The sequence below is a fragment of the Streptomyces sp. NPDC030296 genome, from assembly GCF_055572815.1.
In genome coordinates this window covers 212,372-235,697 of record NZ_JBVICQ010000009.1, presented here as the reverse complement: position 1 = coordinate 235,697, position 23,326 = coordinate 212,372, and the positions used below count along the sequence as shown (strand labels likewise).

Annotated in this window: 20 protein-coding genes and 1 pseudogene; 13 read left to right on the top strand and 8 right to left on the bottom strand. The window is 73.0% G+C overall.

The window, feature by feature from the left end:
- Window positions 1–39: 39 nt before the first annotated feature.
- Entirely contained in the window at window positions 40–117 is a 78-nt protein-coding gene (locus tag ACZ4Z3_RS26240) for a putative leader peptide (protein WP_359700135.1), read from the bottom strand.
- Window positions 118–260: 143 nt separating this feature from the next.
- Between ACZ4Z3_RS26240 and ACZ4Z3_RS26235 the strand changes: the two genes are divergently transcribed.
- Window positions 261–1,175, top strand: coding sequence for a LysR family transcriptional regulator (locus tag ACZ4Z3_RS26235; protein WP_468503298.1), 915 nt, complete (start codon window positions 261–263; stop codon window positions 1,173–1,175).
- A gap of 19 nt (window positions 1,176–1,194) precedes the next feature.
- Here the strand turns inward: ACZ4Z3_RS26235 and ACZ4Z3_RS26230 are convergent, their stop codons facing one another.
- Together ACZ4Z3_RS26230 and ACZ4Z3_RS26225 are read right to left on the bottom strand one after the other, a co-directional pair.
- On the bottom strand, window positions 1,195–3,279 hold the full coding sequence (locus ACZ4Z3_RS26230) for an MMPL family transporter (RefSeq protein WP_468503297.1): 2,085 nt from the start codon (window positions 3,277–3,279) through the stop codon (window positions 1,195–1,197).
- Between the two features lie 131 nt (window positions 3,280–3,410).
- The gene (locus ACZ4Z3_RS26225; protein WP_468503488.1) at window positions 3,411–3,908 is read right to left on the bottom strand and encodes a MarR family winged helix-turn-helix transcriptional regulator; all 498 of its coding nucleotides are present in this window, start codon (window positions 3,906–3,908) and stop codon (window positions 3,411–3,413) included.
- A 133-nt stretch (window positions 3,909–4,041) separates the two neighbouring features.
- Between ACZ4Z3_RS26225 and ACZ4Z3_RS26220 the strand changes: the two genes are divergently transcribed.
- Together ACZ4Z3_RS26220 and ACZ4Z3_RS26215 are read left to right on the top strand one after the other, a co-directional pair.
- Window positions 4,042–5,574 (top strand): SDR family oxidoreductase, encoded by a 1,533-nt coding sequence (locus tag ACZ4Z3_RS26220; protein WP_468503296.1) that lies wholly within the window; start codon window positions 4,042–4,044, stop codon window positions 5,572–5,574.
- A 115-nt stretch (window positions 5,575–5,689) separates the two neighbouring features.
- Window positions 5,690–7,057: a cryptochrome/photolyase family protein gene (locus ACZ4Z3_RS26215; protein ID WP_468503295.1), complete on the top strand. Its 1,368-nt coding sequence runs from the start codon at window positions 5,690–5,692 to the stop codon at window positions 7,055–7,057.
- Between the two features lie 47 nt (window positions 7,058–7,104).
- Here the strand turns inward: ACZ4Z3_RS26215 and ACZ4Z3_RS26210 are convergent, their stop codons facing one another.
- The gene (locus tag ACZ4Z3_RS26210) at window positions 7,105–8,148 is read right to left on the bottom strand and encodes a MerR family transcriptional regulator (protein WP_468503294.1); all 1,044 of its coding nucleotides are present in this window, start codon (window positions 8,146–8,148) and stop codon (window positions 7,105–7,107) included.
- 110 nt (window positions 8,149–8,258) lie between these two features.
- Between ACZ4Z3_RS26210 and ACZ4Z3_RS26205 the strand changes: the two are divergent.
- From ACZ4Z3_RS26205 to ACZ4Z3_RS26185, 5 genes and pseudogenes are all read left to right on the top strand, one after another.
- A pseudogene (locus tag ACZ4Z3_RS26205) lies at window positions 8,259–8,800 on the top strand (sigma-70 family RNA polymerase sigma factor); the annotation flags it as partial.
- Between the two features lie 296 nt (window positions 8,801–9,096).
- A complete protein-coding gene (locus tag ACZ4Z3_RS26200; protein ID WP_468503293.1) occupies window positions 9,097–9,552 on the top strand; it encodes an SPW repeat protein in 456 nt (151 codons plus the stop codon).
- Between the two features lie 185 nt (window positions 9,553–9,737).
- Entirely contained in the window at window positions 9,738–10,949 is a 1,212-nt protein-coding gene (locus ACZ4Z3_RS26195; protein ID WP_468503292.1) for an aminoglycoside phosphotransferase family protein, read from the top strand.
- A gap of 75 nt (window positions 10,950–11,024) precedes the next feature.
- Window positions 11,025–11,288, top strand: a complete 264-nt coding sequence (locus ACZ4Z3_RS26190; RefSeq protein ID WP_055516009.1) for a GlsB/YeaQ/YmgE family stress response membrane protein — start codon at window positions 11,025–11,027, stop codon at window positions 11,286–11,288.
- 249 nt (window positions 11,289–11,537) lie between these two features.
- Entirely contained in the window at window positions 11,538–12,416 is an 879-nt protein-coding gene (locus tag ACZ4Z3_RS26185) for a GNAT family N-acetyltransferase (RefSeq protein WP_468503291.1), read from the top strand.
- A 16-nt stretch (window positions 12,417–12,432) separates the two neighbouring features.
- Here the strand turns inward: ACZ4Z3_RS26185 and ACZ4Z3_RS26180 are convergent, their stop codons facing one another.
- Window positions 12,433–13,227 (bottom strand): GNAT family N-acetyltransferase, encoded by a 795-nt coding sequence (locus tag ACZ4Z3_RS26180; protein WP_468503290.1) that lies wholly within the window; start codon window positions 13,225–13,227, stop codon window positions 12,433–12,435.
- 233 nt (window positions 13,228–13,460) lie between these two features.
- Here ACZ4Z3_RS26180 and ACZ4Z3_RS26175 point away from each other — a divergent pair, with 233 nt between their 5' ends.
- Window positions 13,461–14,654 (top strand): acyltransferase family protein, encoded by a 1,194-nt coding sequence (locus ACZ4Z3_RS26175; RefSeq protein WP_468503289.1) that lies wholly within the window; start codon window positions 13,461–13,463, stop codon window positions 14,652–14,654.
- Here the strand turns inward: ACZ4Z3_RS26175 and ACZ4Z3_RS26170 are convergent.
- Window positions 14,632–15,480, bottom strand: a complete 849-nt coding sequence (locus tag ACZ4Z3_RS26170; RefSeq protein ID WP_468503288.1) for a GNAT family N-acetyltransferase — start codon at window positions 15,478–15,480, stop codon at window positions 14,632–14,634. The genes ACZ4Z3_RS26175 and ACZ4Z3_RS26170 overlap by 23 nt on opposite strands.
- 302 nt (window positions 15,481–15,782) lie before the next feature.
- Here ACZ4Z3_RS26170 and ACZ4Z3_RS26165 point away from each other — a divergent pair, with 302 nt between their 5' ends.
- The 3 genes from ACZ4Z3_RS26165 to ACZ4Z3_RS26155 all read left to right on the top strand — a co-directional run bounded on the left by ACZ4Z3_RS26165 (window position 15,783) and on the right by ACZ4Z3_RS26155 (window position 19,319).
- Entirely contained in the window at window positions 15,783–17,363 is a 1,581-nt protein-coding gene (locus ACZ4Z3_RS26165) for an alpha/beta hydrolase (protein ID WP_468503287.1), read from the top strand.
- A 125-nt stretch (window positions 17,364–17,488) separates the two neighbouring features.
- Window positions 17,489–18,016 (top strand): DUF4232 domain-containing protein, encoded by a 528-nt coding sequence (locus ACZ4Z3_RS26160; protein ID WP_468503286.1) that lies wholly within the window; start codon window positions 17,489–17,491, stop codon window positions 18,014–18,016.
- 205 nt (window positions 18,017–18,221) lie between these two features.
- A complete protein-coding gene (locus tag ACZ4Z3_RS26155) occupies window positions 18,222–19,319 on the top strand; it encodes a baeRF3 domain-containing protein (protein WP_468503285.1) in 1,098 nt (365 codons plus the stop codon).
- Between the two features lie 33 nt (window positions 19,320–19,352).
- Here ACZ4Z3_RS26155 and ACZ4Z3_RS26150 read toward each other — a convergent pair whose 3' ends face one another.
- Entirely contained in the window at window positions 19,353–19,766 is a 414-nt protein-coding gene (locus ACZ4Z3_RS26150; protein ID WP_055711411.1) for an SsgA family sporulation/cell division regulator, read from the bottom strand.
- A gap of 472 nt (window positions 19,767–20,238) precedes the next feature.
- On the opposite strand from ACZ4Z3_RS26150, the gene ACZ4Z3_RS26145 reads away from it, so the two are divergent.
- Complete coding sequence (locus ACZ4Z3_RS26145; protein WP_468503284.1) at window positions 20,239–21,660, top strand: PP2C family protein-serine/threonine phosphatase; 1,422 nt, start codon at window positions 20,239–20,241, stop codon at window positions 21,658–21,660.
- Window positions 21,661–21,767: 107 nt separating this feature from the next.
- On the opposite strand, the gene ACZ4Z3_RS26140 is transcribed toward ACZ4Z3_RS26145, so the two are convergent.
- Window positions 21,768–23,264 carry a DNA-binding protein NsdB gene (locus ACZ4Z3_RS26140; protein WP_468503283.1) on the bottom strand — a complete coding sequence of 499 codons (1,497 nt, stop codon included), beginning with the start codon at window positions 23,262–23,264 and terminating at the stop codon, window positions 21,768–21,770.
- Between the last annotated feature and the right edge of the window lie 62 nt (window positions 23,265–23,326).

Here is a 23,326-nt window from a genome sequence, read left to right as displayed (position 1 = left end):
GGAGGGGTGCGCGGCGAATCGCGGAGAGAGGGGAGGCGATCAGGCCGTGGCGCGACAGGAGGCGCTGGAGACGCGTGCGAGGTCGACATGGCGTCGCCGCGTGAGTTCCAGTCGCATCTTCATGCCGTCGATCGTGGCAGTCGCCGGTGACGGCAGTCAAGGAGAACCCGACCGGTCTCGTATCGCGGACCGTTGAATTTCACGAAGGTGTGACAGGGAAACCCTTGAACGGCCCGGAAATCCGCACGCATTCTGCTGCGGTGCGAACCGAACAGCTCGAATACCTGGCGGCGGTGACGAGACTCGGGTCGTTGTGCCGCGCGGCCGAGGAACCGCGCCTGCCGCAGCCCGCGTTGAGCGAGACCGAGCGGAACCTGGAGCGGGAACTCGGGGTGGATCTGCCGGAGCGCAAGCGGTCCGGTGCGACGATGAGCGCGTCCGGCCGGGAGTTGCTGCCGCTCATCGCAGAGGTGCTGGACGCGGTGGACCGGTTGCGGGCGGCGGCGGGCGAGCAGCACCGGATCAGCCGGATGGTGCGGGTCGGCACGGTGAACGCGGCCACCGTGCCGTTGCTGATCCCCGTGGTGCGGGAGTTCCGCGCCACGCACCCGGTCACCCAGGTCGAAGTGGTCGGCGCCCAGCAGACCGACATCCACCGGGCCCTGCTGGAGGGCTCCTTCGACCTCGGCCTCGTCAACCACCTGGACGGTGACGACGTGCCCTCCGGGCTCGAAGCCGTCGAGCTGCTGCGGGGCCGCCCCGTCGTGGTCGTCCGCCCGGACAGCCCCCCCGCGTCCCTGCCCTCGGTGTCACCGGACGATCTGCTCGATGTGCCGCTGATCGGGATGCGTTCGGGGTATGTGATGCACCGCTATGTCCACCGGCTGCTGGAGGGCCGTACGCCCTCCTTCGCGTACTCCACGGACGGCGCGGAGATGGGCAAGCTGCTGGTCGCGGAAGGGCTCGGGGCCACGGTCCTGCCGGACTTCAGCGTCGTCGGCGATCCGCTGGAGCGGCGTGGGGTACTCACCCACCGACCGGTCGCGGACGACCGGACCCGGGTGCTGCTGATGCTCCAGCGGCGCCGTGCGGAGTCTGTGCCGCGCGCGGCCCGGGAGCTGCGCGAGGCGTTCGTGCGCCGGGCACGGGAGCTGGGCGCGCGGACCGGACCATGACCCCGAGGGCCCCCGATTCTCAGCCGTCGGCCACGGTCGTGCCGCGGCTCATGCGGCTCGGCCACCAGGCGCGTTCCCCGATGTCCCGGACCAGGGCCGGCACCAGCAGCGAGCGCACCACGAGGGTGTCGAGGAGCACGCCGAAGGCGACGATGAAGGCGATCTGGGCGAGGAAGGCCAGCGGGATGACACCCAGCGCGGCGAAGGTCGCGGCGAGCACGACGCCCGCGGAGGTGATGACGCCACCCGTGGTGACCAGCCCGCGCAGCACGCCCTCGCGCGCTCCGTGCCGCAGGGACTCCTCGCGGACCCGGGACATCAGGAAGATGTTGTAGTCGACGCCCAGGGCGACCAGGAACACGAAGCCGTAGAGGGGCACGGACGGATCGGTGCCGGTGAACCCGAACACGTGCTGGAACACGAGCGCGGAGACGCCCAGCGTGGCGAGGAAGTTCAGGGCCACCGTGGCGACCAGCAGCAGCGGCAGCAGCAACGAACGCAGCAGGCCGACCAGGATGAGGAGGATGACCGCGAGGACGACCGGGACGATCAGGGTGCGGTCGCGTTCGGCGGTGCGCAGGGTGTCGTACTGCTGGGCGGTGTAGCCGCCGACGAGGGCGTCCGCGCCGGGTACGGCGTGCAGTTGGGTGCGCAGCCGCGCCACGGTGTCCTTCGCGGCGTCGCTGTCCGCCGCGGCGGTGAGGGTGACGTCGACCCGGACGCGCCCGTCGACGACCAGGGGCCGGCCGCCGGGTCGCGCGGAGCCGCTGACCGCGGCCGCCGAGGCGACCCCGTCGGTGTCCCGGGCCGTGGCGAGCACCCGGTCCAGGCGGTCGGCGTCGGCGATGACCACGGCGGGGTTGCCCGAGCCGCCGGGGAAGTGGTCGCCGAGCGTCTGCTGGGCGGCGACGGACGGGGCGTCGTTGACGAAGGTCTCGTCGAGCGGGACCCCCTTGGAGGTGAGCGTCGGCGCGAAGGCGGCCCCGGCGAGCAGGGCGGCCAGGGTCACCGCCCAGACCCGGCGCGGTGCCCGGTCGACGAGGGCGGCGACGCGTCGCCACACGCCCTCGCCGGTCGACGCGGACGCGGGCCGGACGCCGGGCTTCGCGGGCCAGTAGGCGGCGCGGCCCAGCGCGACGAGGACGGCGGGCAGGAACGTGAGCGTGACGAGGACGGCGCAGCCGATGCCGATGGCACCGACGGGTCCGAGCGCCCGGTTGTTGGTCAGGTCGCTGAGCAGCAGGGCGAGCAGGCCCAGCGCGACGGTCCCGGCGCTCGCCACGATCGCGCCCCAGGACCGCCGGAGGGCCTCACGCATCGCGGTGAAGCGGTCGGTTCCGGCGGCGAGTTCCTCGCGGAAGCGGGCGGTGAGGAGAAGGGCGTAGTCGGTGGCCGCGCCGATGACGAGGATGGAGAGAATGCCCTGGACCTGTCCGTCGACGCGGACGACTCCCCGGTCGGCGAGGGCGTACACGACGGCGCAGGCGAGACCGAGGGCGAACACGGCGCCGAGGATGATCAGCAGCGGCAGCAGGACGCTGCGGTAGACGAGCAGCAGGATCACCAGCACGGTGACCAGCGCGACGGCGACCAGGAGGCCGTCGATGCCGGCGAAGGCGTCCGCCAGGTCCGCCTGGCTGGCCGCGGGCCCCGCCAGCCGGACGGTGGTGCCGGGGACGCGTTCGGCGGAGGCCCGGATCCCGTCGAGGGTGCCGGCCAGGTCGTCGCCCAGGTCGGGCCGTAGCGGGATCACGCCCTGGAGGGCTTTCCGGTCGTCGGAGAGCAGGGCGGGCGAGACCCGTCCGGCCAGGCCGGGGGTGCCGGCCAGGGAGGCGAGGGCGCGGTCGGCGGCGGCCCGGCGCTCGGGCATGTCCTCCCCCGTCCACACGACGATCACCGGGAGCGTCTCCCCCTGACGAAAGGCCCGCTGCGCGGCCATGACCTCGGTGGACTCGGCGCTGCGCGGCAGGAACGCGGCCTGGTCGTTGGTGGCGACCTCGCCGAGGCGCCCGGCGTAGGGGCCGAGGACGCCTCCGACGACGAGCCAGACGGCGATCAGCAGGAGGGGGACGAGCCGGCGGGCGCGTCGGGGGGTGGTGGGCATGGTGCTCCAGGCGGAAGAAAGATGACTCAACGAAAAACAATCTCAATGATTGAACTTGTTGGGTGGCCGCGATCATAGCCGGTGCCTGTTCTTCCACGGTCGCCCGGCCTTCGGATGCACCCGCCGCACGATCAGCGGTGGCGGTCGGCGCCCATGCCCAGTTCCTCGTTCATCGCCGCGAGGAACCGCAGGACGACGGCCAGTTCCTCGCCGGTGAAGCGAGAGCGGGCCGCCTGGGTGGCCTCCGCAAGGGGCCGGAAGTAGGTGCGGGCCGCCGAACGGGCGTCGGCCGCGTAGTACAGGTGGACCACTCGGCGGTCGGCGCTCTCCCGGACCCGGCGTACGTGTCCGGCGCGCTCCAGCCGGTCCACGCAGGCGGTGACGGCCCCGGAGGTCAGTCCGAGGTGTTCGCGCAGGCGTTTGGGAGTCATGGGCGCGTCCGCGTCGAGGATCGCCGCGAGCGCCTGGACATCCGTCGCGTGCAGCCCGTGGTCACCCGCGAACGCGTGCACGAGCCGGTTGATCTCGCCGTTCATCCGGCGCAGGGCGACGGCGAAGGCGTGCAGATCGGTCGCCGCCGCGGCGGGACCCCGCTCCGCGTCCCCCGTCCCCCGTCGCGGGTCGTTCACTGTGGCCACGCGGCAAGGGTAGTCGGCGTACCGATCACTCGATCGCGCGGCGCCGGACCGCCGGTGCGTCCGGGACCGGCCCCGAGGGGGAAGTGATGACCGGGGGACGCCGACGCGGAGGACCGAGGGACCGATGACGGGAGAAGTCGAGCGCGGCGCCGGGCCGCTGTGCCTGGTGACCGGTGCGACGGGATACATCGGCGGCCGGCTCGTACCGGAACTGCTGGAGGCGGGTTTCCGGGTGCGCTGTCTGGCCCGCTCCCCGGAGCGGCTGCGCGACCATCCGTGGGCGGAGGCGGTCGAGGTGGTCCGCGGGGACGTGACCGACGCGGAGTCCGTGGCCCGGGCGATGCGCGGGGTCGACGTCGGCTACTACCTGGTGCACGCGCTGGGCACGGGCGACGACTTCGAGGAGACGGACCGGCGGGCCGCGAGGATCTTCGGGGGGCGGGCGCGCGCCGCGGGCGTGGGCCGGCTCGTGTACCTGGGCGGTCTCACCCCGCACGGCGTGCCCGAGGAGGAGTTGTCGCCGCACCTGCGCTCCCGCGCGGAGGTCGGGCGGATCCTGCTGGGCTGCGGTGTGCCCACGGCCGTGCTGCGGGCGGCGGTCGTCATCGGCTCGGGGTCGGCCTCCTTCGAGATGCTGCGCTATCTCACCGAGCGTCTCCCGGTGATGGTGACGCCGAGTTGGGTGCACACCCGGATTCAGCCCGTCGCCGTCCGGGACGTGCTGCGCGCCCTCGTGGGCTGCGCCCGGTTGCCGGACGACGTCAGCCGGGCCTTCGACATCGGCGGCCCGGACGTCCTGACCTACCGCGAGATGATGATCAGGTACGCGGCCGTCGCCGGGCTGCAGCCCCGGCTCATCCTGTCCGTGCCGATGCTCACCCCCGGTCTGTCCAGCCACTGGGTCGGGCTGGTGACGCCCGTGCCGGCCTCCATCGCCCGCCCGCTCACCGAGTCGCTGCGGCACGAGGTGGTGTGCCACGAACACGACATCGCGCGGTACGTGCCGGACCCGCCCGGCCATCCGGTCGACTTCGACGAGGCGGTGCGGCTCGCCCTGCGGCGGGTGCGCGAGGCCCGGGTGACCACCCGCTGGTCGTCCGCCTCCCTGCCCGGCGCGCCCAGCGATCCGCTGCCCACCGACCCCGACTGGGCGGGCGGCAGCCTCTACACGGACCGGCGCGAGCTGTGCGTGGACGCCCCGTGCGCGTCCCTGTGGCGGGTCATCGAGGGCATCGGCGGCGACAACGGCTGGTACTCCTTCCCGCTCGCCTGGGCCGTACGGGGCTGGCTGGACCGGCTGGCGGGCGGGGTGGGCCTGCGCCGGGGCCGCCGGGACGCCACCCGGCTGCGGGTGGGCGACTCGCTCGACTTCTGGCGGGTGGAGGAGATCGAACGGGGGCGGCTGCTGCGGCTGCGGGCCGAGATGCGGCTGCCGGGTCTGGCGTGGCTGGAGATGTACGCCGACACGGACGACGCCGGCCGCACGGTCTTCCGCCAGCGCGCGCTGTTCCATCCGCGCGGGCTGCTCGGTCACGCCTACTGGTGGAGCGTGGCCCCCTTCCACTCCGTCGTGTTCGGCGGCATGGCCCGCAACATCGCGCGGGCCGCCGTGTCGGACGCCGCCGCCCGCGCGAGCGAGCGAGCCCCCACACGGTGACGCGCGCCGTGACGCGCCCCGGAGGACCACCCGTCACGGCACACGCCCGGCGCATCCGTCGGAGGCCGCTGCCCGGAAGCAGCAGGTGATCCGTCTTCTCGCCCCCGGAGCCCCCATGAACGTCTCGGTCGTCCTGTTCACCTCCGACCTGCGGCTGCACGACCATCCGCCGCTGCGCGCCGCCCTCGACGGGGCGCGTGAGGTGGTCCCGCTGTTCGTGCGGGACCGGGCCGTGGCGGAGGCCGGCTTCGCGGTGCCCAACCGGCTCGCGTTCCTCGCCGACTGCCTCCGCGATCTCGACTCGGGACTGCGGGAGCGGGGCGGCCGACTCGTGGTGCGCTCGGGGGACGTGGTGCGGGAGGTGTGCAAGGTGGCCACCGAGGCGGACGCCGACGAGGTGCATGTGGCGGCGGACGTCAGCGGGTACGCGCGGCGGCGCGAGGAGCGGCTGCGGCACGCCCTGGAGGCGGAGGGCGTACGCCTGCACGTGCACGACACGGTGGTGGGCGCGGTGGATCCCGGCGCGGTGGCCCCCGCCTCCGCGGACCACTTCGCGGTCTTCACGCCGTACTTCGGCCACTGGTCGCGGCAGCGGCTGCGCGACCCGCTGGCCGCGCCGCGGACCGTGCGGGTGCCGGACGGGGTCGGCTCGGAGGAACTCCCGGCGCGCGACGCGCTGGCGGGGCTGTCGCCGGGGCTGGCCGCGGGGGGCGAGAGGGAGGGCCGCGCACGGTTCGCGGACTGGCTGCGGTGGGGCATCGCCGTGTACGAGGACCGCCACGACGACCTGGCGGGCGACGCGACCTCGCGGCTCTCGCCCCATCTGCACTTCGGCACCCTCTCCCCCGTCGAGCTGGTCCACCGGGCCCGCCGGGTGGGCGGTCCGGGCGCGGAGGCGTTCGTACGGCAGCTGGCGTGGCGGGACTTCCACCGCCAGGTGCTGGCCGCCCGGCCCGCTGCGGCCGCCGTGGACTACCGGGCCAAGCACGACACCTGGCGGTCCGCGCCGGAGGAGGTCCGGGCCTGGCGGGAGGGCCGCACCGGCTACCCCGTGGTGGACGCGGCCATGCGCCAGCTCCTCCACGAGGGCTGGATGCACAACCGGGGCCGCCTCCTCGTCGCGAGCTTCCTCACCAAGACGCTGTACGTCGACTGGCGGGTCGGCGCCCGGCACTTCCTGGACCTGCTGGTCGACGGCGACATGGCCAACAACCAGCTCAACTGGCAGTGGATGGCCGGAACCGGCACCGACACCCGCCCCAACCGGATCCTCAACCCGGTCGCCCAGGCCAAGCGGTACGACCCCGACGGGGCGTACGTACGACGCTGGGTACCGGAGTTGGCGGACGTGGCCGGACCGGCCGTGCACGAGCCGTGGAAGCTCCAGGGCCTGGACCGCGCCGCGCTGGACTACCCGGACCCGATCGTCGACCTCGCCGAGGGCCGGGAGCGCTTCCTGCGCGGGCGCACGGGGGCGCGGTAACTCCCGGACCACACGCCGGAGACAGGCGCGTCGCCGCGCCCGGCGGCTCAGGAGGCCCGGCCGTACAGGTCGGTGAGTACGTCCACCGCCTCGCCGAGCGCCGACGGGCGGACCATGTCCTCCGCGGGGCGCCCGTGCCAGCCGGGGCCGCCGAGCACGACGACGGGTTGGCGGCGCGCGCCCTTCACGCCCCAGCGCGCGGCCGCGACATGGCGGGCCAGGGGCACGCTCGCCGTGGAGCGGGCCTGCGCCCAGAGGACGACGGCGGTCGGCCCCAGCCGGTCGACCGCCGCGACGAGGGCCTCGGCGGGTACGGCGGCGCCGAACATCCGGCTGGGCAGGCCGAGTTGACTCAGGGAGGCGTTGAGGGCCTCCAGCGGAAGGGTGTGCTGTTCACCGGGGACACAGGCGAGGATCACCGGGCCGGGGGACGCGGTCTCGTGCCGTGATCCGGCGGGTCGGGCGCAGCGGCGCAGGACCGTGGAGACGTGCCACGACAGCAGGTGTTCGACCTCGACGTAGCGGTCCCCGGACGACTCCCACTTGCGGCCCACCGCGTGCAGCGTCGGCACCATCACCTCCTGCCAGGCGACCGTGAGGCCGTACTGCTCGACGACCCCCGCGAGCCGCTCCTCGACGGCCGGCGCGTCGAGCCGTACGGCGGACCGGGCGAGCCCCCGGCACGCCTGGCGCACATCGGCGGCGGAGGGAGCGGCGGCCCCGGCGGCCGAGGCAGTGGGGGCCGGGGGCTGCGGCCGTGCGCGGGCGGGCGCTCGTCCACCGCTCACGGCAACACCCAGGTCTCCGCCGTCCTCCCAGTCATCGGGGGCGCCCTCTCCCGTGCCCTTCCTCGCCGCGCGCGCCGCCTCCGCCGTCGGCACCCCGGCGGAGGTCAGGCGGCACATCGTCTCGACCATCGCGACGTCCTGCGGGGTCCAGCGCCGGTGCCGCCCGTCGGGGCGGACGGCGGGCCCGATGCCGTATCGCCGGTCCCAGGAGCGCAGGGTCGTGGGCGACACGCCCAGTCTCCGCGCCACGGCCCCGGTGGTGAGCCCCGCGTCGACGGGGGTTTCGTCCCTGAACAGACCCATACGACGACTGTACGATGCAGAATCGATGCGAGTTGAGGGGGTTCTGCCCCGCCTCGCACGATGACGGCATTCCCACCGGCTACGCGAGGAGCCGTCCTCATGAGCCCTGTGTGCACGGCGCGCCGCCCGCCGACGACGAACCGGCGCGGGGTCTGGCGGTGGGCGACGAGACATGTCTGCGGTCGCGTACGAACGCCGGTCGGCGCTGGTGCACGCGCTCGCCCGGCGGAGCCTCGGCGACACGGCGGAGGCGGAGGACGTCACCCAGCAGGTGTTCCTCGGGGTGCGGCGCGGGCGCCACGGGTACCGGCCCGAGCGGGGCGCGGTCGGCGCCTGGATCGTGGGCATCACCCGGCGCAGGATCGCCGACGCCCTGTCCGCGCGGACCCGTCGGGCGGACCTGGCCGCCTCCGCGGGCACCGCGCTGGTGCTCGCCGGGTGTGCGGGCCGCGGCGACGATCCCGAGGCCGTCCTCGACCGCGTGCTGATCCGCTCCGAGCCGGCCCGACTTCCCGCACCCCAGCGGCGGGTCCTCCACCTGGCCTCCTACGAGGACCTCACCCAGACGCAGATCGCGGAACGCACGGGCCTGCCCCTGGGCACGGTCAAGAGCCACACCCGGCGCGGGTCGCGACGCCTGCACGGACGCCTGACGACCGAGACGCAGTACTGCATCCGGACCGCCCGCCCCGCCGGAAGTAGGTGCGGCGGCGCCGAACGACCGCACCGCCGCACCCGGCCGGCGCTCCCGGCCGGGTCCGTCCCCGGGGAACGGTCGGCGATCCCCGGGGACGGTTTCCCTCCCCGCCCCTCGCACCGCTCGACCGCGTCCCGCCGCCCGACGACATCTACACATAAAGGAGAAATAAGAGCAGAATGAGCGTACGCGGCCCTCGCCGCACACCCTCTCGGACGCGGTCAGGCTGCCGAGTTCAAAGGAGTCGAGTCATGGCCAACGTCTCACACAGGAGTGACATCACCAGCCACCCTGACGTAACCGAAATGCGGGCCCGGTACGACCGCATGCTCGGTGGTCGCGATGTGGCGCTCGTCGACGGACCGGTGTTCCTGCTCGGTCTGTACTGCGCCGTGTCCCCGTGGATACTCCACTACACGACGAGCCAGCCCTCGCTGGTGCCCCACAACCTGATCGTGGGCATCGCGATCGGCCTGCTGGCCCTCGGCTTCACCGCAGCACCGGAGAGGATGTACGGCCTGAGCTGGGCCATGTGCGCCCTCGGAGTCTGGATGATCATCGCGCCGTGGATCGTGGGCGACAGCCCCGACGCCGGTGTCGTGGTCAACAACATCATCATCGGCGCCCTCGCTCTCGCTCTCGGACTGCTGTGCGCCGGCGCGGCGGCGAAGGGCGGCTCCCGCGCCTCCCGTACTCCGCCGATGTAGAACAGAAGACCCGCGAGGGGAACTGACGGCCGATCCACCCCGGCGGGTCGGCCGTCGCCCTCCGGGGAGCCGCGCGGGCGGCGCATGACCGGGCGGGGGGTGCCCGCGTCGAGCCCGCGCAACGCCCTGCTCCCCGGCCGATATTCGTTCGCCGGCGGCCTACCCGCGCCCGCACACTGGCGCCCGTGAGTCGAACCGTCAGCGCATGGGTGACCTCTGGTGGCAACTTCCTCGGGGTGACCGGCCCGTTCCCCGTCGACGTCCCCTGGTGGGCCGAGGTCGAGCAGGTCGTGCGGCACCTGGAGCAGACCCTCCACGTGCCCGTCCTGGTCCTGCGTCTCCTCTCCGTCGACGGGGGCGAGGGCGGGCGGGACGGCCATGTGACCTACCAGGTCGAGGCGTCCGAGCCGCCGAGGCCCGGTGCGCTGGAGCAGCGGCACGTGGACCGGGCCCTGTGGAGCGGCGACGAGCCCCTCCGGTCGCCGTGGGCACGGGCCGACGGGCTGCGGGAGTTGCTCGACTGGGCCCGGCGGACACTGTCCGACCAGGGGCGGCCGGTGACGGGGCCGGTCGAGCAGCGGCGTACCTGGAACCTGGCGGGGCTGTTCCGGCTGCCCACCGGACGCGGCCCGGTCTGGCTCAAGGCCACCCCTCGTTTCGCCTCCGACGAGGCGACCGTCATCGCCGCGTTCGCCGAGGTCGCCCCGGGGCTCGTCCCCACCGTGCTCGGCGCCGCCGAAGGGCGCGTCCTGCTGGAGCACCTCCCCGGCGAGGACTGCTGGAACGCCGATGCCCGCACCGTCGAGGCCGGGGTACGCCGCTTCGTCGCCGCCCAGGCCGCACTGGCAGGCCGACGGCCACCGGGACTGCGGGACCGGCGCGACAAGACGCTCGCCGGTCTAGTACACCGCCTCCTGGACGGCACCGTCCCGCTGGAGATCAGCGCGCGGGAACGGCACACGGCACGGGAGTTGACGGACCGCTGGGAACTGCTCCCCGCGTGCGGACTGCCCGACACGCTGGTCCACGCCGACTTCCATCCCGGCAACTGGCGCGGCGACGGCGGCCCGCCCGTCGTCGTGGACTTCGCCGACGCCCACTGGGGCAGTCCGGTGCTGGACTGTCTGCGCCTGCACGACTATCTCCCCGAGGCGGTGCGGGCGACGGCCGTCCGCACCTGGGTGGACGCCTGGCGGTCCCACGTCCCCGGGAGCGACCCCGCGCGTGCGCTCGCGCTCGCCGAACCCCTGGCGCATCTGACGTACGCCGTGCGCTACCAGGAGTTCCTGGACGGCATCGAGCCGTCGGAGCGGCCGTACCACGAGGGCGACCCGGCCACGGTGATCCGGAGGGCGGTGCGATGTGCCGCGCGTCCGGACGGTTCGTGGAGAACGTGAAACCGAAACGGAGTGCACTCGCGTTCGAAGGGCACTCGCTTGCCGCGGGGGTCACGACGAAGGGGCGGAGCACAGATGGAGATCGACGGCATCATCAGTGCCATCATCATCGGCATTGTGATCGGTGTCCTGGGACGGCTGGTCGTCCCGGGCCGGCAGCGCATCGGCATCCTGCTGACGATTCTCGTCGGCATCGTCGCCGCGCTCATCGGGTCCGCGATCGCCGCGGGCATCGGCGTGGCCGACACTGACGGCGTCGACTGGGTCGAGTGGCTCATCCAGATCGGACTCGCGGCGCTGGGCGTCGTGGCACTGGACCGCGCCAAGGCCCGACGCTGAGGCGACGTCGGGCAAGGGCAGCGGAACCCGGCGCGACGACGCGGGCGGAACCGGGGCGGCAGCGGCCCGACCGGCGCCCCGGCGCCGCCGCGCGACGCAGCCGCCGGTGATGCCATGCGCCTCAGCGATGTGTGCGGGGCGGCCGTAATCCCGTTGTGGCGCTGCCGTTGCCACGGCTAGCGTGCCCCGACTCGGCAGCCGGGGCCACCCGGTTCGCCGTCCGCCCCGCCGACCTGCCTCGGAGCCCCCTTGCCCCCGCGTATCACCCCGCTCGCCGACCCCTCCCCCACCCCGTCCAGCCGCCGGTTGGCCTGGCTGGCCTCCGGGATCGACGGTGAGCCCCTCGGCTCGGCCTTCCTGCGGCTGTTCACCCAGGAGGGCCAGTCGCATCTGGCCGAGCTCGAACTCACCGTGCACCCGGCCGAGCGGCGGCGCGGTGTGGGTACGGCTCTGCTCGACGCGGCGGTCGGCGCGGCCAGGGGCGAGCGCCGCAGGACGGTCGTCGCACAGGCCCGCCAGGGCTCCCCCGGTGACACGTTCCTCGCGGCGCGCGGCTTCCGCGACGTACTGACGCTGACGTACGCCCGCCTGGACCTCGCGGACCTGGACCTGGACCGCGTCCGGCGCATGGCGGAGCAGCCACGGCCCGGCTACCACCTGACCGCCTGGGCGGGTGTCGTGCCCGCCGATCTGGCCGAAAGCTATGCGGCCTCCCGCCGCGCCATGGACGACATGCCGATGGGCGACACCGACTACGGGGCGGTGGTCTGGGACGTCGAGCGGCTCCTGGCTGCCGCGGAGACGATCGAGAAGCGCGGCGACTCGCTCCACACGGTCGCGGCGGTGGACTCGTCGGACGGCACGATCGTCGGTTTCTCGGAGCTCGTGCTGCCCGCCGGCGGCGAGGGCGACGGGCAGCACTACGGCACGGCGGTCCTGCCCGAGCACCGGGGCCGCGGGCTGGCGTTGAAGATGAAGGCGGAGGCCGTCCTCCACGCCCACGGCCTGTACCCGGGCATCGCCCTGCTCACCGACACGGCGGAGGACAACGCGCCGATGCGCCGCGTCAACGACCGGCTCGGCTACCGGCTGACGCACCGGGCGGTGGAGTACCAGCTCGACCTGTGACGGACGCGGGGCGGCGTCACACCGCCCCGGCCCCCTTCACGGCGTACTCGTACGGTGTCGTAGTCGTGAGCGGCTCGAAGCCGAGGCGGGCCAGGATCGGGCGGCTACGGGCGAGGGCGTCGACCTGGACGTAGCGGTAGCCGCGGTCGGCGGCGACCCGGGCGCGATGGGCGACGAGGGCCCGGTAGACGCCCCGCCCACGCCAGCCCTCCACCGTGCCGCCGCCCCACAGGCCGGCGAAACGGGTGCCCGGGAGCAGCTCCATGCGGGCGGCGCTCACCGGTTCGTCACCGGCGAGGGCCACGACCGCCACGACCGTGTCGGCGTCCCCGCCGAGCTGCGCGAGAAGCTGGTTCCGCATGCGGGAGCTGTGCGTGCCGAACGCCTTCTCGTGGACGTCGGCCACCATCGCCACGCCCTCGGCGTCGGTGACGGGCAGGATGCGGACGCCCTCGGGCGGATCGACGTCGAGGGTGAGGTCGGCGACCTCGGCGACCATCAGCGTCTCTTCCGGAGCGGCGGTGAATCCGGCCGCGCGGAGTCTTCGCCCCAGGTCCACGGGCAGGTCGTGTCCGTACAGCTTCCACTCGAAGTCACGGCCGAGGCCGGTGAAGTAGCGAATCTGCTCGGCGATGGCCGCGTCGGCGCCCGACTCGTCCAGACCGGACCAGACGACTCCGCTCCAGCCGTTCTCGGAGCCGACCTGACGCACCACCCCGCCCACGCGCTCGATCCGGGCTCCGGGGCTGTCGGGGCGGGCGCCCTCGCGCATGTCCCGGTCGAACAGTGCCAGCACAGCAGCGTGATCCATACGGTCACTCCATCATCACTCGTTCGCCCTGGCAACGGGTGTCGCCCCCGGAAAGGGCTGTGATTCGGACACACGACGTAGGGTGCACCCCGCGCGGTGCATTCGAACGGTCCCGAGGAACGGGCCGTGGCGACGGGTGGCTTGGCGTGTCGGGCGTGCCCGAGGGCGACTGAGACGGCCGGAACGGGGCAGGCGGTCCGGGTCCGTCGTCGTTGACCGGAGAACTTCTTTCGATGCCTGAAGACGTGGCGCAGCACTCACGTCCCGCCCCGGCGGCCCCGTCCGACCGGGTCGGGCCCCCGGTGGGACGCGGGTCGCGTGACCCGTACTTCGACAACGCGAAGTACCTCACCATCGTCCTGGTGGCATGCGGGCACGCCTGGGAGCCGCTGACGTACGGCAGCCGGGCCGCGACCGCCGCGTATCTGACGGTCTACGCCTTCCACATGCCGGCCTTCGCCCTGATCTCCGGGTACTTCTCGCGGAGCTTCGACATGGCGCCCGGCCGGCTGAGGCGGCTGCTGACCGGGGTGGTGCTGCCGTACGTGGTGTTCGAGACGGCCTACACGCTGTTCTACCGGTGGGCGCAGGACGACCCGGGGTATCCGCTGAGCCTGCTGGACCCCTGGTACGTGATGTGGTTCCTGGTCGCGCTGTTCGTATGGCGAGTGACCACCCCGGTGTGGATGGCGCTGCGGCACCCGGTGCCGGTCGCGCTCGGTCTCGCGACGCTCGCGGCGGTCTCGCCGGACCTCGGCGGGGACATCTCCATCCAGCGTGTCCTGGGGTTCCTGCCGTTCTTCGTGCTGGGGCTGACCCTGCGCCCCGAGCACTTCGAGCGGCTCCGCACACGCCGGGTGCGCCTCGGGGCGCTCGTCGTGGGCGTGGGGGCGCTCGTGGCGGCGTACGGGGTGGCCCCGTGGTTCGACGCGGGCTGGTTCTACCACCGGGGCAGCGTCACCGGGCAGGGCGCCTCCCGCTGGGCGGGGCTGCTCACCACGCCCGCGCTGTTCGGTCTGGCGGTGCTGCTGACGGCCTGCTTCCTGGCCTGGGTGCCGCGTCGGCACCTGTGGTTCACGGCGCTGGGCGCCGGCACGATGTACGGCTACCTGCTGCACGGTTTCGTGATCAAGTGGGCCCGCTTCCGGGACTGGTACGCCGCCGAGTGGCTGCACACCCCGCTCGGGCAGCTCGCGGTCACGGCCGTCGCGGTCGCCGGCATCACCCTGCTGTGCACGTCCCCCGTACGCGCCGTCCTGCGCTGCGTCGTCGAGCCGCGCATGGAGTGGGCGTTCAAGAGGTCGCCCGCGACGGAACGGTCCGGGGCGGCGGCGACCGCCGATCACTCGGGGGCGGACGCGGCCCCGGAACCGCCCGCGGAACGGGCGACCGCCTCGGCCGGTCCTAGCCGAGCTCCAGAGTCGTGACCCCGAAGACACGGTCGCGGGCGTACGGCCGGATCGGGCCCGTGTACATGCGGGCCGTCTCGAAGGACGGCGTCAGCCCGTACTCCTCGGCCAAGGCGACCGCCGCCGTGTTCTCCTCGGGAATGTCGACGGCGAACACCCGGCCCGCGGCCTCGGCGGCCAGGCCCGCGAGCAGCGCCCTGGCGTCCGCGGCGGTGTCCGCGAACAGCGGGCCGACGCGCAGCGCGTCCCGGCCGGGACGGATGACTCCGTAGCCGGTGAGCCGTCCGTCGACGATCCGGGCCAAGGCCCGGTGCCCCTCGGTGGTCAGCCACCGCTCCAGGAATCGGGGGCGGTCGGCGGCGCAGCAGGCGCTGTCGTACGCGGCGAGGGTCCGCGGGTCCGCGACGGGCCGGACGTCGGCGGGCACCTCCGCCCAAGGGGCCGTGCCCGTGTAGCGGAAGGTGCGGTAGGCGAACTCGAAACCGGATTGCCGGTAGTTGTGCTGCTGCGCGACGACCCCGTCGAGCCCGACGGTGCGGCCCCCGGCATGGGCGAGGGCGGTCTTCCAGGTGGTGAGGCCGTAGCCGCGGCCACGCTGGTCGGGGCGGACGAGGTAGAAGCCGAGGAAGGCGTAGTCGGCGTCGTAGGTGACGACGGAGACGGACGAGACCGGCTCCCCGTCGATCCTGCCGATGAAGAAGCCGTCCGGGTCCTGGGCGAAGAAGCAGGGGGCGTCCGCGAGCCCCGGGTTCCAGCCCTCCTCCCCCGCCCATGCGGCGACCACCGCCCAGTCGTCGAGCGTGGCCCGGCTGACGACGAGGTCCTGAGCCCCCGAAGTGGTCATCTGTGCGCTCCGTTCGATGAGGTCGCGCGCGGTGGTCGGCCGCACGCCCGCAGCATCCTGGTCGAATCCGGTGGCCGCCGCGACGCGGGATACGGACGAGATCGCTCGGCCGTCGGGCTTCTCGGCGGCCGGATTCACACGGACGGGTGAGAGGCGTTCGACCGGTGCCGGCCGGTGCCGCGGCGCAGCCTACGGCAGGGCCGGGCGGGTCGCCCGCCGGGAGGCGGGGGCGCGGGGGCCCGCCTATCGTGATCCGGGGGTCGTCCCCGGTCGCCCCTGGCCGGGTGCCCCTGGAGGCACGCATGCGGTCCACGCGCAGACGGCGTCCGTTCAGCGGAGCCGCGGTCATGGTGCTGGCCCTGCTGGGCGCCGGGCTGCCGGCCGCGACGGCGGGCGCCGGCGAGCAGGACGACAAGCAGCCCGATCTGTCCCGCTTCTACGACCAGAAGATCAAGTGGCGCAGATGCACGGGCGTGGAGATGCCCAAGGATCTGCGCTGCGGCAAGGTCACCGTGCCCCTCGACTACGCGCGGCCCGGGAAGGGGACGCTCGACCTGGCGTTGGCCCGTTACCGGGCGACGGGCGACGCACGGGGCAGCCTGCTGCTGAACTTCGGCGGCCCCGGCGGCCCCGGCGTCCCCGAACTGGCCTACGGCGGCGCGGACTTCATGGCCCTGACCAAGGGGTACGACGTCGTCTCCTTCGATCCGCGCGGCGTCGGCCGCTCCTCCCCCGTGAGCTGCGGCGAGGGCACCGACGAGGCCGTGGAGGCGACGGACGACGGCAACGACGCGAACGACCCCGAGGTCGCGCTCAAGCAGTTGGAGAAGGCCGCCGCGGCCTGCGGCAGGCACTCCGGTCCGGTGCTGCCGCACATCGGCACGATCAACGCCTCCCGCGACCTGGACGTGATGCGCGCCGCCCTCGGCGACAAGAAGCTCAACTACCTCGGCTTCTCCTACGGCACCCGGCTCGGCGCGGTGTACGCGGCGCAGTTCCCGAAGAAGGTGGGCCGCATGGTGCTCGACGGCGTCGACACCCTCACCGAGCCGCTGTCGGAACAGGGCCTCGTCGGTGCCCAGGGTCAGCAGACCGCGCTGGAGGACTATCTCGACGCGTGCGCCGAGCAACTGACCTGCCCGTTCGGGCAGGACGCCCGCTCGGCACGGGAACAGGTCGTCGACCTCGTCGAGTCGCTGGACGAGTCCCCCGTGCCGACGGACTTCGGGCCGGGGTTCTCCGGACAGGACCTGGTGGGCGCCATCAGCCAGGCCCTCTACAGCGAACAGATGTGGCCCGCTCTGACGCAGGCCCTCAACATGCTCGTCCACGACGGCGACACCCGGGGCGTCATGGCGCTCGCGGGCGGCGGCATGAGCAGACCTCCCCGGTCCGCCACCCCGAGTCCGAGCGGCGGACTCGTCGACGAGGAGGACGTGCCGCTCGACAACGTCCCCGCCGCGCTGATGGCGATCAACTGCGCCGACGACCCCGACCGGCCCAGCGCCGGCCGGATCACGGAGGAGATCGCGGACCTGCGCGCCGCGTACGAGGACGCCTCCCCGGTGTTCGGCAAGTACCGCCTCACGCAGGTGCTGATGTGCTACGGCCGCCCCAAGGGCACCGACTTCATCCGCGAGGAGGTACGGGACGTGGACACCCCGAGGATGCTGCTGGTGGGCACCCGGGGCGACCCGGCGACGCCGTACCGCTGGACCGTGGAGACGGCGAAGCGCCTCGGCTCCTCGGCGGTCGTCCTCGACAACAAGGGGAAGGGGCACACCGGGTACGCGTCGTCGAAGTGCGTGCGCGAGACGGTCGACGAGTTCCTGCTGTACGGCTCGCTGCCCGACGACGGAAGTTCATGCGGAGCCGACGATTGAGCATCAGGCGTGTAACACGGGCGGATCGGCTACAACCCTGCCCGCATCTCGCCCGTCACACTGGGTGTGCGTCGCATTTCACGCGACCCGCACTCGTATGTGACCGAACCTGGGGGAATACACCGATGCGTATCCGTTCCGTCCTCACCGTCTCGACCGTGGCGACCGCCGGCGCCGCGCTGCTCCTCGCGGCCGCGCCGCAGGGTCTGGCCGCCCAGCCGGCCGTCAAGGTTCCCGTCTGCAAGGCGAAGGCCCTCAAGATCGGCGCCAAGCAGGCGAAGGACACGAGGATCGTGCACATCACCGTCAAGAACACCGGCACCCGTACGTGCACGATCGACCGCCTGCCCGTGGTCACGTTCGGCGACCTGGACGGGTCGGCCCAGCCGGTGCCGTCGGGCGAGAGCGGGCCGTACAAGCTGGGCGCCGGGAAGACGGCGTACGCGACGGTCCGTACGATCGCCGACCTCAAGGACCCCGAGGCGCGCCGCGTCGACTCGATCGGCGTGTCGGCCAACCCGGTCAGCGGGCGCCTGTTCACGCTGAAGCAGCTGGGCGCCACCAAGAAGGTGAAGGTCTGGGAGCCGGTGACGACCTGGTGGAAGGCGTCCCAGGCCGCCGCGGACAAGTCGCTGAAGAAGGAAGTCGGCTGACGAGCGCGGCGGGCACCCGCCGCCGCTGAACGACCGAGTCGGGCCCGTCGGGCGCGCACCCTCACCGGTGCGCGGCGGCGGGCCCGACCCGTGCTCGCCGCCGACCCGCCCCCCTCACGCGCGGCCCGGTCCGGTCCGGACTGCCCCGACGGGTGACCCGCATACCCCAAATGCCCGACACGCGAATCAGTCCTATCGTGAATTCATGGAGCATGCCCTCAGCCCCGCGACCCTCACCGACCTGCGCCGTCCGCGGCCGTACCCCGCCGTGTCGGTGCTGACGCCGACGCATCGGCGGGAACCGGAGAACGCCCAGGATCCGGTCCGGCTCCGCAATGCGCTCGCCGAGGCGAAGAAGCGGCTGGACCGCGATCCCGCGGTCACCCGTGAGCGGCGCAACGACGTCGTCGAGCAGTTGGACCGCGCGCTGGCCGAGGTGGATCTGACGCACGCCGAGGACGGTCTGGCGATCTTCGCCGCGCCGGGCGAGCACCAGGTGTGGTCACTGGCCCGGCCGGTGCCGGAGCGCGTGGTGCTCGCGGACACCTTCCTGACCCGGAACCTGGTGGCCGCCCAGGCCGCCGAGCGCAGCTTCTGGGTGCTGTCGGTCTCCTCCGACCGGGTCGCGCTGTGGAACGGCGGCGGCGACCGGGTCGTGCCCGCGCGCACCGGCGGGTTCCCGCTCACCCGGGACCGCGACAACTTCGACGCGGAGCGGCAGCAGCGGATCGGCGACATGCCGAGCGCCTTCCGGGACGAGGACACCCGGCACTTCCTGCGGGACGCCGACACCGCGATGAGCCGGGTGCTGCGGACGCATCCGCGGCCCCTGTACGTGACGGGCGAGACGGCGGCGCTGTCCCTCCTGGAGGAGATCGGCACGGTCACCAAGGACGCCACCCACATTCCGCACGGCGGTCTGGCGCACGGCACCCCGGAGGCGGTGTGGCAGGCGATCGGCCCGATGATCGAGGCCGAGAACCGCAGGAACGTCGACACGGTGGCCCGGCGGCTGGAGGCGGCCCGCGGCAGCAAGACGTTCGCGGCCGGCGTCGACGAGGTCCGGCAGAACGCGGAGCAGGGACGCGTCCAGCTCCTGGCCGTCGAGGAGAACTACCGGGCGACCGTCCGCGCCGACGGCGGGGTCCACCTCGTCCCGGCGGAGAGCGGCGAGCTGGACGCCCGCGACGACATCGTGGACGAGATCGTCGAACGGTGCCTCGACACCGGGGCCGAGGTGCGGTTCGTGCCCGACGGCACGCTCGGCGACGCGCACGGCATCGCGGGCGTCCTGCGCTACTGAACCCGCCGTCCGGCGCCAGCGGGCACGCGCCGGTCAGACACCGTCGAAGAGGGCCGTCAGACCCCGGTCGACGGCCCGCCCGACCGGCTCGCTGCCGGAGCCGACGACGGCGAAGGTACGCACCAGGAAGCGCCGGAGGGCTGCGGTGTCGAACCGGAGCAGGGCCATGCCGTGCGGCGAGTGCAGCTCCACGACGGTACGGGTGCGCCCGCAGGGCCAGATGTGCACGTCCCCGGTTCCGGCGGGCCCCCGCAGCCCCTCGTCGAGCAGCTCGCGTGCGAACGTCCAGGTCACCATGGAACCGCTGAGCGAGATGTCCGCGGGGAAGTCGAGATGCACGGCCAGCGGGTCGTCGGAGGTGTAGCGCAACGTGGTGGGCACCGGCAGCTCGCGGTCCTCGGCCGTGACCAGGAGGACTCGTGCGGGCTGCTCCAGTGTGACGGTCATGCGCGCTCTCCGTTTCGGATCCGGGTCGGCCCTGCGCCGACATGCCTCATCGGCCTCGCGAAGGGCATTCGCGCGCCACGCCTTCCTGGATTCACCGCTGTGACCCAAGTCACCCGTTTCCCCCGTACCCGAGTCCCTCGTTCGCCCGGCGGACGCCGGTTCCCCTCGGATGTACCGACACCGCTGCCCAGGATCAAAGCGGCTCGCACAAACGACGCTCGAACACGGGCTTGAAAGCGGCTCGGAGGAGACCCGACAATCCATCAAGTCGCGTATGGCGCCTACGACTTGCCCCCTCGGGGCACGTAGCGGGATGCCGGGGCGGACCCGGTCCGCAAGGACAGAGGCATATGCCGGAAGCACCACCGTATCGTGTCTTGCCAAATCCCTTACAGCGCGTCGCGGGCTGTGCAACAGTCGTAACCGGCCCATCCGTCAGCGTTGGTCGTACCGTCCCCCCTCGGAGTACGTGATGCCGTCCCATCTCTCTGCGGATCGCCCCGCCGCCCAGCCGCCCCGACGCGGCACGGTCGACGCGCTCATCTCGCAGACGCGCCGGCTGCGCGGCGACATGGACGCCGTACGGCGTGGCGCCTCCGCCGAGGGGACGGACGCCGAGGGCCGGTGGCAGCGCGCTCTGTACGACCTGGCGCTCCATCAACTGGACGATCTGGACGAGCACTTGGCCCAGCTGCGGGACGGCCCCGACGTCCCGGCGGCCGACGCGGAGACCGACGCTCCCGCCGTACCCGTCGCGGCGCGCCCGCGCGAGTCGCTGCTCAGCCGGGTCGGCAGCGCCGAGTGGAACCTCCTCACGGACGAGGCGAGCTGGTCCGGAGAGCTGTACGAGATCCTCGGGCGCGATCCGGCCGCTCCCGCGCTCACGCTCGACGAGCTGCCGTCGCTGGTGCTGGAGGAGGACCGGCCCCGGCTGACGGCGATGGTGACGGACTGTCTGATCGACGCCCGGTGCATCGACGGCGAGTTCCGGATCGCGCTCCCCGACGGGGCGGTGCGCACCGTGCACATGATGGGCGAGCCCGTGCTCGACGACGACGGCAACACCGCCTCCATGTGGGCGGTGTTGCGGGACGTCAGCGAACTGCGGCGCAGCCAGCGTGCGGTGAGCGAGACCCGTGACTCGCTCGAACGTCGACGGCACATCGCGCGGGCCGAGCACCGGATCGCGGTCGAGCTCCAGGAGGCCGTGCTGCCGCCGTGGCGTGGCGCCCTGCGGCTCCCGCACCGGGGCCCCGAGACCCTGGACGTGGCGGCCCGCTATCTGCCCTGCTCGACGACCGCGCTGATCGGCGGGGACTGGTACGACGCCCTCGAACTGCCACGCGGCGAAAGCGTGTTGAGCGTGGGCGACCTCACCGGCCACGGAGTGACCGTCACCTCGGGCATGGCGACGCTGATCGGCGCGGTCCGCGGGATGGCCATGGCCGGCACCGAACCGGGGCAGCTGATGGCCTGCCTCAACCAGTTACTCGACGCCACCGGGCAACCGGCCCTCGGCAGCGCCGTGTGCTGCCGCTACCGGCCGGCGACCCGCACCCTGGTGTGGGCGCAGGCGGGGCACCCCGCCCCGCTGCTGTTCCGCGACGGGACGGGGCGCGTGCTGCCGACGCCGGACGGCGTCCTGCTCGGAGCGACCTCGGGCGCCGTCTACGGGCAGGCCGAGGTGACGCTCCGACCGGGTGATCTCCTGCTCCTGCACACCGATGGACTGGTGCCCGGGGGCACGACAACCGTCCAGCGGCTGCTGGACCTGGCCCCGCGGTTCGCCGAGGCGCGGACGGCCCGGGACGGTGTACGGGCGGTGGTGGAGGAGTTCGGCGAGGGCGAGCGCGAGGACGACGCCTGCGTGCTCGTCGCCAGGGTCCTGGCCTGACCTCAGTGTCCTGGCCTGACCTCAGTGTCCTGGCCTGACCTCAGGATCGTCGTCCGACGAGGAGAAGTGATGACCTCCTGATGCCGTGGGGCACCGCCGGCCGGCGATCACGCCGGTGCGATGTCGCCCCTGTTCCTCGACTGCGGTTTCGGCAGGGCGAGCTTGATCTCCTCCCGAAGGTCCTGGATCTTCGGATAGCTGGAGTACTGACCGGTGAGCCGGTACATCTGACGCAGCCGGTCCCAGGTGCGTCCCGACGAGTTCGACCCCATCGACATCAGGGCCAGTCGTGCGTACCGGTTCGCCTGCTCGGGGTCGTCCCCGATGAAGCAGGCCGACGCCATGGAGAGATGGTCGAAGATCTTCGACCGTTCCCGGCCGTCGTTGCGCAGGGCCAGGGCCTTCTCCGCGTAGTGCTGGGCGTGCGCGGCCGCGCCGGGCTCGAACTCGGCGAGGGTGCGGTAGGCCAGGGCCTGCATGCCGTACAGATCCTCGTCCTTGAAGGTCTGCATCCAACTCGGCGGCGGTGTGTCGCCCTTGTCGGAGACGAAGAGGTCCTCCGCCTGCCCCAGGGTGCGGCGCATGGCCTGGCCCTTGCCCATGGACGCCTGCGCCCACGCCTCGATGGTGTGGAACATGGCCTTGGTGCGGGGCAGGACCCGCTCGCCGGAGCCGGACTGGGCGAGTTTCATGAGGTCGAGCGCCTCGTCGGGCTTGCCGAGGTGCACCAGTTGCCGGGCCGCCCGGGACAGTGCCTCGCCGGCGCGGGGCCGGTCACCGCCCTCCCGGGCGGCGTGGGCGGCGATGATGAAGTACTTCTGGGCGGTGGGTTCGAGGCCGACGTCGTGCGACATCCAGCCCGCGAGGACGGCGAGGTTGGCGGCGACGCCCCACAGGCGCCGCTGGAGGTGTTCGGGGTGGCGGTAGGAGAGCATGCCTCCCACCTCGTTGAGCTGTCCCACGACAGCCTTGCGTTGCAGCCCGCCGCCACGGGCCGCGTCCCAGGCCCGGAACACCTCGACGGAGCGCTCCAGTTCCTCGATCTCCTGCGATCCGATGGGGGCGGCCTCATAGCGGTCGAACCCAGCGGGGTCGGCGTGCAGGGGGTTGTCGAGGTCGGGAGCGTCGGCCTTGAGCGTCGGGTCGGTGTGCAGCCAGTCGTGCATGGCGCTGCTGAGTGCTGATCCCGCGGTGAGCGCGACGCCCGCACCCACCAAGCCGCGTCGGTTGAGCATGAGGTCCATTCCCGTGAATTCGGTGAGGACCGCGGCAGTCCGTTCGGGCGCCCACGGCACACCGTCGGGATGCTCCGCATTCCCGCCGCCCTGCCGTTTCCCCGTACGCCCGTGCCGGACCAGACCGAGGTCCTCGATGGTCACGACACGGCCGAGACGCTCGGTGAACAGCGCCGCCAGCACCCGCGGCACGGGATCGCGCGGGATCTCTCCCATGTCGATCCACCGCCGCACCCGTGAGGTGTCGGTCGCCAGCTGCGGATGGCCCATGGCCGCCGCCTGCCGGTTGACCAGCCTCGCGAGCTCGCCCTTCGACCAGCCGGCCAGGCCGAACAGGTCTGCGAGTCGGGTGTTGGGTTGTCCGCTCACGTCAAGCCCCCAGGTTCTCGGCTGAGTTGAATGTAGCCCGCTGTCAGTTGCTGGGGGACTAT